We start from the raw sequence: 9783 nt of genomic DNA, 5'->3' as shown, positions 1-9783 counted from the left end.
ACCAGCATCTCGAACAGCCTTATAAGACCAATGACAAAGCACGGTTTTTTTGCTTTCCCTTCTTCTATTGAAATCTAATCATTATTTCTCTTAAATCTACATGCAACAAACATAGGATGACGATTATGTAAGAATTCGCCTTCGGAATATCCTATTTCGATTCTTATTAGCATTAGCGCATTTTCAAATTAGCAAATCTTCAAATTGATTAAAGCTTTCAACAAAAAATAATTCAAAATTTAGCATTCAAAATAGTCTCTTGTCTATTTTCCAAGCTCTAACAGCGAAGCGGTCTAAACTAATGTCCATGTCCACCAGCAGCGCTATAATCGGCTGCTTTTAATTTTGAATATAAATCCCAAAGAATTACACCGGTACTTACCGAGATATTTAATGAATGTTTGCTTCCGGCTTGCGGAATTTCAATCACACCATCACTAGCCGAAACCACTTTTTGTTGCACGCCTTTGACTTCGTTCCCAAAAATCACCGCGATTTTTTCACCAATTTCAGGTTTAAAGTTATTCAGCATTACCGCACCTTCTGCCTGCTCGATAGAAAATACTTTTACGTTATCTTCTTTCAGTTTTTCAACTAAAGCTAAAGTATCTTCAACATGTTCCCAAACCACTGTTTCAGTAGCGCCAAGAGCAGTTTTCTGAATGTCTTTATGGGGTGGTTTAGCCGTGATTCCGCACAAATAAATTTTCTCGATCAAAAATGCATCCGCTGTTCTAAAAACCGATCCAATGTTATTCAGACTTCTAATATTGTCCAGAATAACGATAATAGGTGTTTTTTTAGCTTCTTTAAACTCTTCAACCGATTTGCGATTTAGCTCGCTGTTTTTGATCTTTCTGTTCTTCATGTGGCAAAAATAAAAATAATTGTCGGCTTTAACTTATCTATCCATTATGCGAAAATTTCAGAATCGATAATTTAAAACCGATTTTATATGAAATTGGGTGCGATTCTTTACAATTTTAGTAAATATGGAATGCTTTCAAAAAACTGGACTTTAAGCCTTAAGCTCGTGGTGCTATCGTTATTTCAAAGCTCAGCTTTTTTTATGATCTTTGGAGATCATTCAGTATTTAAGAAATATTCATCAAAAATTTTATGAAGAAATTACTCATTTCCCTTTTTACGATCCTTTTGGGAATAGGACAAAGTTTTGCGCAGGTCACCCCAAAATGGATCCGGTACCAGTCGATTTCACCCAATGGGGAAACCATTGTTTTCACCTACAAAGGCAATTTATATACCGTTGCTGCAAGTGGTGGCGATGCTAAGCAAATTACTTTTCATAAGGCACATGATTATATGCCGGTTTGGAGTAAGGACGGTAAACAAATCGCTTTTGCTTCAGACCGTTATGGAAATTTCGATGTTTTTGTAATGGATGCTTTAGGCGGCCCGGCAACACGGCTAACCTATCACAGCAACGACGAGCAACCCTTTAGTTTTTCCGCAGATAATCAATCGGTTATTTTTGGTGCCGTTCGCCAGGATCTCGCAGAGCACCGCCAGTTTCCGGCCAGTTATCAACCCGAATTGTATAGCGTTCCTGTTGCAGGTGGGCGTGTAGATCAGATTTTTACCATTCCGGCAGAGTATGTTCAGGTAAGTGACGATGGCAAAACAATGGTGTATCACGATAAAGTTGGTGGGGAGAACGAATGGCGTAAACATCATGTATCTTCGGTAACCCGGGATATTTGGAAGTACGATGTTGATAACGATAAGCATACCATGATTACTTCGTTTAAAGGAGAAGACCGCCAGCCGGTTTTTGATGAATCTGAGACGCATTTATATTACTTAAGTGAAGAAAGTGGCAATTTTAATGTCCATAAATTATCCTTAGAGAATCCAGATAAAACCGAGCAATTAACCGATTTTGATGATTTTCCGGTTCGTTTTTTAAGCTATGGCAATGGAACTTTGGCTTTTGGGTATGATGGTGAATTATATACCATGAAAGAAGGACAGACGCCTAAAAAAGTTGAGGTAACTATCAGAACGCAGCCTGTGGATAATAGTGATAATTATATTAGTATTAGAGACGGAGTAAAGGAAATGGAAGTTTCTCCAAACGGTAAAGAAATCGCTTTTGTAGCTCGCGGTGAGGTTTTTGTGACATCTGTAGATGGATCTTTAACCAAAAGAATTACCAATACGCCAAATCAGGAGCGTTTTGTGTCGTTTACACCCGATGGTAAATCGGTAGTGTATTCCAGCGAGCGTGAGGGAAAATGGAATATTTATAAAACCGAAATTGTAAGAAAAGAGGAGCCTTTTTTCTATGCTTCAACATTATTAAAAGAAGAAACGGTAATCGAGGCCGATACCGATAGTTATATTCCAAAATATTCACCAGATGGTAAAAAGCTGGCTTATATTTCAGGTCGAAGAACTTTACGCGTAAAAGATCTGTCTTCAGGAAAAGAAATCGATCTTTTAACCCCCGATGATCTGTTTACCATGAGTGATGGTGATCAATATTTTACGTGGAGCCCCGATAGTAAATGGATTTTGATGGATTGGGGGAAACTACTAAGTAATAATGAAGTATTATTACTAGCCGCAGATGGTAGTAAACGGGAAAATCTGACTGAAAGTGGTTACCAGGATTATTACCCAAAATGGGTGAATGAGGGGAAACAAATGCTCTGGTTTAGTAATCGAAACGGACTAAAAAGTTATGCCACCAGCGGAAGATCTGAAAGAGATGTGTATTCGATGTTTTTTACCCAGGAAGCCTATGATAAATTCAATATGTCTGAAGAAGATTATAAGCTGATGAAAGCTGTTGAAGAAGCTCAGAAAGCCGAGAAAGACGAGGAGAAAGAAGATGATAAAAAAGATAAAAAGAACAGGAAAGATAAGAAAGACGAAGAAGCTAAAGATTTGAAGTTCGATTGGGAAGGAATGAAAGAAAGAAAAAAACGCCTTACCACGCATTCCAGCAGTTTAAGCGATGCCGTACTTTCTAAAGATGGAGAGAAAATTTATTACCTGTCAAGTTTTGAGGATAAAAACAATCTTTGGGAAACCAATCTGCGTACCGGCGAAACCAAAATGTCGGTAAAACTAAATTCCAGAGGCGGAAGTTTAGTTTGGGATAAAAAGCAGGAAAATCTTTATCTATTAAGTGGTGGGAATATCTCTAAAATCGATGTCGATAAAGAAAAATCAGAAGCAATTAAGATTGCCGGAGATATGTATTACGATGAAGATGCCGAAAGGGAAAAAATGTTCGATCATGTGTATATAAGAACAAAGAATATTTTCTACGAACCCACATTCCACGGGAAAAACTGGGATTCGTTGTATGTTCAGTATAAAAAATACCTTCCGCATATAGGCAATTCGTATGAGTTTGCTGAAATGCTTTCTGAAATGTTAGGTGAACTTAATGTATCACATTCGGGCGCGCGCTATAGTAACCGAAGCGACGATGGCGACGAAACGGCTTCACTCGGGATTTTTATGGATTATGATTTTGAAGGTGACGGAATTAAAATTACTGAAGTCATCAAAGGAGGACCTTTAGATAAGGCAGCTTACGATATCGAACCGGGAATGGTAATTACCGCTATTGATGGGGAAACCATAGAGAACGATCAGGACATTGCGAAATACCTAAACCACAAAGCCAACAAATTTGTGTTACTGGAAATAAAAGATCTTGAAGCTAAAGCACCAAAACAAATTACCATGAAACCTGTTTCTTTGGGGGAAGAGCGTAATTTGTTATACAGGCGTTTTGTACGAATAAATCAAAAAGAGGTTGAGGAGAAAAGTAACGGAAAATTAGGTTACGTACATATCCCGGGAATGAGTGATGAGCCTTATCGTTCGATATACGAAGATATGATGGGTAAATATTTTGAAACCGAAGGGGTAATCGTTGATACTCGTTTTAACGGTGGTGGAGATTTGGTAGCCGATCTTGCCGCGTTCTTTACCGGAACACCTTTTATCACTTATGAGACTGAAACTAAAGTGGTGGGTGGCGAGCCAACATCACGATGGACAAAGCCTACACTTTCTTTATTTAACGAAAGTATGTATTCAGATGGGCATTGTTATGCCAGTGGGTATACCGATTTAAATATTGGTACAACTATAGGGATGCCGGTTCCAGGAACCTGTAGTTTTGCCGGCTGGGAAGGTCTTGCCGATGGTACACGTTGGGGAGTTGTTCCGGTAAGTGCTAAAAATAAAGCCGGTGAATGGATGGAAAACAATCAAACCGAACCCGATATTATCGTAAAAAATATGCCGGGCGTAATTAGCGAGGGTCGCGACCAGCAGTTAGAAAAAGGTATCGAGGTTTTATTAGATCAAGTTACTCAATAATCAAGATTAAATGCTCCAAGGCTTGCTCTACGGTAGTTTATTGAAGAGTAATTTTCTGTAAAACTCGAATTATAAAAGCTCCGAATTAATTTCTCGGGGCTTTTTTGTTTTAGATGTGATTTATAATTCCATTACTGCTTTAACATAATTTTCAAATTAGTAAATCATCGCATTTTGAAATTTTCTTACTTCCTGCGTCTAGTCTCCTGACTCAAAAAAGATTTCTCCATTGCGCTCCGCTTCAGTCGAAATGACTGGGAATTTCAATTATATTACTAAATTTTCAAATTGGCAGCCATCGGCCATCAGCACCGAAGCATTTAAAATTCAAAATTTAAAGTAATGTTCTCTTGATTCTTGGCTCCTGTCTCCTGACTCTTCAATTTTCAGCTATCAGCATTCAAAATATCTTGTCTCTTGTCTCATATCTAAATTCTAACTTCTAATCTCAAGAAAAAAAGGACCCAAATTTTAACGAATATTGAGGCTTATAAATTCAGGATTTAAGTTGAATAAAGCTGCCGTTTTAGTTATTTTTGCAACGTGAAATTTCTGTTTCCCATATTTGCATTTTTAATTGTTGTTCGGCCTGCTTTTCCGGTGGTGGAATATGTACTGAATTACGATTACATTAGTAAGGAGCTTTGTGAAAATAAAGATCGCCCTGAATTGGCCTGTAATGGGAAATGTTATTTAATGCGTGCACTGGCCGAAGCCTCAGAGAAAGAATCACAACAAAAAAAGGAAACTTCAGCAAAAAAAATAGAGATCCCTTTATTTTATGCTGAAAAACAACTGGTTTTAAACACCAATTTTGATACTGAGGCGATTGCTCATAATTTTGACGCAAAACCTCAGTTTTATCAGTTTTATTCACTTCAGGAATTCTTTCATCCTCCAATTATTTAAGTTAGTTATACTCGATATTCGAGTACACAAGTATTAATTTTTAGACTGCCTGAATTTTGGGTGGTTGGTAATTACGTATTTTAAAACTTAAAAGATTTCTATGAAACTTATAAATAGATTAGCATTGCTGTTAAGCCTTGCTTTACTGGCTGTTTCCTGCGCCGAAGATACTTCAGCTAAAAAAGAGCAATACGAAGAATTGTTTCACCAGGTTTTGGACGTACATGATGAGGTTATGCCTAAAATGGGTGATATTTCAGAATTATCTAAAGATTTAAAAGCCATAGCCGATACCAGTGCTACCGCTGAAAAATACCTGAAAGCCGAGCAGAAATTACAAGATGCCGATAAACTGATGATGGATTGGATGCATAGTTTTAGTGACGAGTTTGTGAAGAATAAAGCGAAAGTTCAAAAAATGAACAATGAAGAACTTCAGGAACAGATCAAAGCTTTGCAGGAAGAGCTTGGCGATGTGAAAGCAATGCAGCAAGCGGTAAATGCTAGTATAGAAAATGCACGCTCGCTTACTAATTAATTAGTATTAAGTATATGCGATATTGGGCCTTTTTCGTGGCCTTTTTTATCCTGCTAAAACCCATAATGCCCATTTTCGACTATATTTTTAATTATGATTATATAGTTACAGAACTGTGTATTAATAAAGATCGTCCAGATCTGGCCTGTAATGGTAAATGTTACCTAATGCAGTCCCTGGCCAGGCAGGCTGATAAAGAACACGAAGAAAAACGCGGAAATTTAGCCAATAGGTACGAGCTTTTTTTGCTGTATTTTGAAATCGATAAGGTGAATTTAGATAAAAAACCTTTGATTTTTGAAGATAGCGATAAGCATGTATTTCTTTATTTGGCCAACTATACCTTTCTCTTTGGTAAGAGAAAGGTAAAACCTCCTATTGTTTAAAATTCATTTTTTAAAGTAATGAAAATCGGCTTTAAAGAAGACCGATAGCCATTGCTATGTTTAAATTTTACCCGACCATCGGGATGTTCTCGAAATAGAGCATAATTTTCTTATAAATGCCTCTTGCGCTTGCTATAAGGTGTTTTTAGAGTATAAACATGGTTTCTGGCCAAATTAAAAAATCCTAAAAAACTCAAATTTTAAACAAAATGAATTTTAATTATATAAAATCTCTAGTATTAATTCTTGCTATTAGTATAACCGCATGTTCATCTGATGATGATAATAATTCGCTAAGTGGGGAAAACAAGTTAAGGGTTGAATTTGATAACGGTGTAAATGGAGATGACCTTTTGCTTGGCGCCGCTACCTATACCAATACTAACGGCGAAACGCTAACTATTAATCGTTTCAATTATATCGTAAGCAATTTTGTGCTTATTGATGCCGAAGGAAATGAATTTACCTATCCAAAAGACGATAGTTATTTTGTGATAAGTGAAGAAAATGAGCTTACCGAAGTTGTTTTAGAAAATATCCCTGCGGGGAAATATGTTGCCCTTAAATTTGGCGTGGGAGTAGATCAGGAAAAATACCAGCAGGGCGCTGAAGGACAAGGCAATTTTCTTCAGATTGCTGAAGACAATGAAATGATGTGGTCCTGGCAGGCAGGCTATAAATTTTTAAATTTTGAAGGGACTTTTACTTCTGAAACGGTAACAGAACCTACGGTTTTCCAGATCCACATGGGAAGCCACGGCAGTAGCCTGGATAATTACAGGGAAGTAACATTGCAATTACCAACTCAAGCATTGGTAAGTGATAATTTAAGTCCGGTGGTTCACATGGCGATAGATGCCAATCAGGTGTTGGATGGACAGCATAAAATCAAACTTTCAGAGAAAGCCGTCATCATGATCGATGAAGTTAAAAGCCCGCAGATCTCAGAAAACGTAAATGGAATGTTTCGGGTAGATCATGTTCATAATGGTGATAATATTCAGCATTAATTAAGGTAAAAAAGAATTGCAAACCAACCATTCTAGATGTTTTTGGGGTGGTTGGATTTGCATACTAAGACCTATAGAAATGATGATCAAAAAACGAAATACCTTAGTGGGGCTGCTGGTGATTTTGGGCTTGTACTCCTGTAGCGATGATGATGCGGAATATATCGCTATAAATAAGGAGTTAGAAATAAACGTTCCTGCAAACTTTCCCGAGGTCCAGTACGATTTAAGTGCCAATCCACCAACCGAAAAAGGTTTTGAGCTTGGTAAAAAACTGTTTTATGATGGTCGGTTGTCTTCAAACGGATTTATCTCTTGCGGATTTTGCCATGAGCAGCGCTTTGCATTTACGCATCATGGGCATCAGTTTAGTCATGGGATTAATGATTTAGAAGGTACCCGAAATGCACCCGCAGTGCAGAATATGGCTTTTCAAAAAGAATTTACCTGGGATGGAGCAACCTCGCATTTAGATTTGTTTCCTATAATACCAATCACCAATGAGGTAGAAATGGGAGAAACCGTATCTAATGTGATTTCAAAACTGAAAGAAGATACCGAGTATCAGCAGTTATTTGCTGAAGCTTTTAAAGATGGCGAAGTAAACAACGAATATTTCTTTAAAGCTTTATCGCAATTTATGGTGATGATGATTTCTTCAAATTCCAAATATGATAAATATGTAAGGGGAGAAGAAGGAGGAAGTTTTACTGAAATTGAAGAATATGGATATGAATTATTTCAGCAAAAATGTGCGTCGTGCCATAAAACCGATCTTTTTACAGACGATGCTTTTCGAAATAACGGATTGCCACCTTATCCCGGTATTAATGATATTGGCCGTGCCGAAGTGACCGGAAGTGTAGCCGATAATTATAAGTTTAAAGTGCCCAGCTTGCGAAATGTAGCAATTACGGCTCCTTATATGCACGATGGCCGTTTTGGGAGTTTAGCATCGGTACTTAATTTCTACGATAACGGCGTACAGGATTCAGAAACTTTAGATCCTATTCTAAAACAAAATAACCGGTTAGGGATCGATCTAAGTGCAGAAGAAAAAGAAGCTTTAATTGCCTTTTTAAATACCCTAACCGACGAAACTTTTTTAAATGATGAACGATTTGCAGAATATTAGGAACATACTGGTGCTTCTATTGGGTATTTTTGGCGGTACTTTTTTAAGGGCCGAAAGCTTAATAGATTCGACTAAGGTTTTTTCGGATTTTAATTTTGAAACTTCTAATGAAGATTCCGAATACAATAAAAACCTTAAAACGACTACCGAATTTTTCGAATTCGACGATTGTGATGTTTGTGGCTGCGGCAGTAGCGGTGGGAGTATGGGCTACGGTACTATTGGTAATGGTGATTTTGTTGGTTTAAGATACATTACGCAACAATACCAATCCCGGGACGGAATTTATAACAATTCTCCCTGGATCGATGAGAATTTTAATACCATGCAGGCCTGGGCAAGAATCCCCATAAGTCAGAAAATTAAATTGAATGTAATTGTGCCGTATCATTTTCATAATCGGCAGTTTGCAGATGGAACGTCGCAAAAGATTAATGGTTTAGGGGATATTAGTATTCTGGGTTTTTACCGGCTAATTTCACCAAAACTCGACGGATTTTTACCAGAACAGCAAACCAAATTTAAGCATAATCTCGAAGTTGGGGTAGGTGTGAAGCTTCCCACAGGAGAATACGATCGCGCCAATAATGAAGGCAGTGTAAACCCAAGTTTTCAGGTAGGGACCGGTAGTTGGGATGTGTTGCTGGCCTCAAATTATTCCGTAAGTCATAAAAACTGGGGCTTAGGGCTCCTTGCCAATTACACCATTAAAACTGAAAATGATCAGAAATATCATTTTGGGAATCAGTTTAATTATGGAGTAAATGTGTTTAGAACATTCAATACCATGAATGCAAAAACCTTTACTCCTGTTTCCATTAGTCCGGTTTTGGGCGTTTCAGGAGAAGTTTTTGGAGAAAATGAAAGTTATGGTTTAGCCGTGAAGGATACGAAGGGAAATGTTTTGTTTAGCCGAATAGGGGTAGAATCTACCTACGGAAAAATAGCAGGAGGGGTCAACGTAATGCTTCCGGTATCACAAGATTTAAATGGCGGCGCTGTTGAAGCCAAATTCAGATTAGGAATTCACCTGAATTTCGTGTTGTAAAAGCGAAAACTTCAGTAAAAAAGAAGGAGGCTGTCTAAAAACATCCAAAAACGTCATTCTGAACTTGTTTCAGAATCTCATCTCATTGATTTGAAATAGTTATGAGAACCTGAAACAAGTCCGATAGCTGTCGGAACAGGTTGACTAAAATTGAGTTTTTAGACAGCTTCTTTTTATATAAAATCATCTCAGAAATTTAGAAGGTAATTTCAGAATAAATAGTTTTCTAACTTCTAACTTCTAACTTCTAACTTCTAACCTCAAACTCAAAAAGATCTCTCCACTACGCCTGCCTGCCGGTGAGGCAGGGTCGAGATGACACCGAAATTAATTGTTCAAAATAATAGTCTATTCTCTAAATTCTAACAGCGAAGCGATCTAACATCTAATTT

The 9783-nt window shown here is 37.5% G+C and carries 8 protein-coding genes; 7 read left to right on the top strand and 1 reads right to left on the bottom strand.

Going from position 1 to position 9783, the window contains the following annotated elements; all coding sequences use genetic code 11:
* Positions 1 to 298: 298 nt before the first annotated feature.
* Positions 299 to 868 (bottom strand): RNA methyltransferase, encoded by a 570-nt coding sequence (locus tag L1967_RS20270; RefSeq protein WP_249603328.1) that lies wholly within the window; start codon positions 866 to 868, stop codon positions 299 to 301.
* A gap of 251 nt (positions 869 to 1119) precedes the next feature.
* On the opposite strand from L1967_RS20270, the gene L1967_RS20265 reads away from it, so the two are divergent.
* The 7 genes from L1967_RS20265 to L1967_RS20235 all read left to right on the top strand — a co-directional run bounded on the left by L1967_RS20265 (position 1120) and on the right by L1967_RS20235 (position 9391).
* Entirely contained in the window at positions 1120 to 4365 is a 3246-nt protein-coding gene (locus L1967_RS20265; protein WP_249603327.1) for a S41 family peptidase, read from the top strand.
* A 543-nt stretch (positions 4366 to 4908) separates the two neighbouring features.
* Complete coding sequence (locus L1967_RS20260) at positions 4909 to 5274, top strand: hypothetical protein (protein ID WP_249603326.1); 366 nt, start codon at positions 4909 to 4911, stop codon at positions 5272 to 5274.
* A gap of 100 nt (positions 5275 to 5374) precedes the next feature.
* Positions 5375 to 5812: a peptide chain release factor 1 gene (locus L1967_RS20255; RefSeq protein WP_249603325.1), complete on the top strand. Its 438-nt coding sequence runs from the start codon at positions 5375 to 5377 to the stop codon at positions 5810 to 5812.
* 65 nt (positions 5813 to 5877) lie between these two features.
* Positions 5878 to 6198, top strand: a complete 321-nt coding sequence (locus tag L1967_RS20250; RefSeq protein ID WP_249603324.1) for a hypothetical protein — start codon at positions 5878 to 5880, stop codon at positions 6196 to 6198.
* 209 nt (positions 6199 to 6407) lie between these two features.
* Complete coding sequence (locus L1967_RS20245) at positions 6408 to 7208, top strand: MbnP family protein (RefSeq protein WP_249603323.1); 801 nt, start codon at positions 6408 to 6410, stop codon at positions 7206 to 7208.
* A 79-nt stretch (positions 7209 to 7287) separates the two neighbouring features.
* On the top strand, positions 7288 to 8343 hold the full coding sequence (locus L1967_RS20240; RefSeq protein ID WP_420856429.1) for a cytochrome-c peroxidase: 1056 nt from the start codon (positions 7288 to 7290) through the stop codon (positions 8341 to 8343).
* Positions 8318 to 9391, top strand: a complete 1074-nt coding sequence (locus L1967_RS20235) for a transporter family protein (RefSeq protein WP_249603322.1) — start codon at positions 8318 to 8320, stop codon at positions 9389 to 9391. The genes L1967_RS20240 and L1967_RS20235 overlap by 26 nt, the downstream gene beginning before the upstream one ends.
* Positions 9392 to 9783: the final 392 nt, after the last annotated feature.

Origin of the sequence: Zunongwangia pacifica (genome assembly GCF_023499215.1) — a bacterium.
Taxonomy (GTDB): Bacteria; Bacteroidota; Bacteroidia; order Flavobacteriales; family Flavobacteriaceae; genus Zunongwangia; species Zunongwangia pacifica.
The sequence above is the reverse complement of the archived record's forward strand: the minus strand, read 5'-3'. Positions and strand labels throughout refer to the sequence as shown.

Bases quoted from the DNA above. Each gene is read 5' to 3' on its own strand.
- L1967_RS20245 (WP_249603323.1), top strand. From the start codon at position 6,408: ATGAATTTTAATTATATAAAATCTCTAGTATTAATTCTTGCTATTAGT.
- L1967_RS20255 (WP_249603325.1), top strand. From the start codon at position 5,375: ATGAAACTTATAAATAGATTAGCATTGCTGTTAAGCCTTGCTTTACTG.
- L1967_RS20240 (WP_420856429.1), top strand. From the start codon at position 7,288: ATGATGATCAAAAAACGAAATACCTTAGTGGGGCTGCTGGTGATTTTG.
- L1967_RS20270 (WP_249603328.1), bottom strand. From the start codon at position 868: ATGAAGAACAGAAAGATCAAAAACAGCGAGCTAAATCGCAAATCGGTT.
- L1967_RS20250 (WP_249603324.1), top strand. From the start codon at position 5,878: ATGCCCATTTTCGACTATATTTTTAATTATGATTATATAGTTACAGAA.
- L1967_RS20235 (WP_249603322.1), top strand. From the start codon at position 8,318: ATGATGAACGATTTGCAGAATATTAGGAACATACTGGTGCTTCTATTG.
- L1967_RS20265 (WP_249603327.1), top strand. From the start codon at position 1,120: ATGAAGAAATTACTCATTTCCCTTTTTACGATCCTTTTGGGAATAGGA.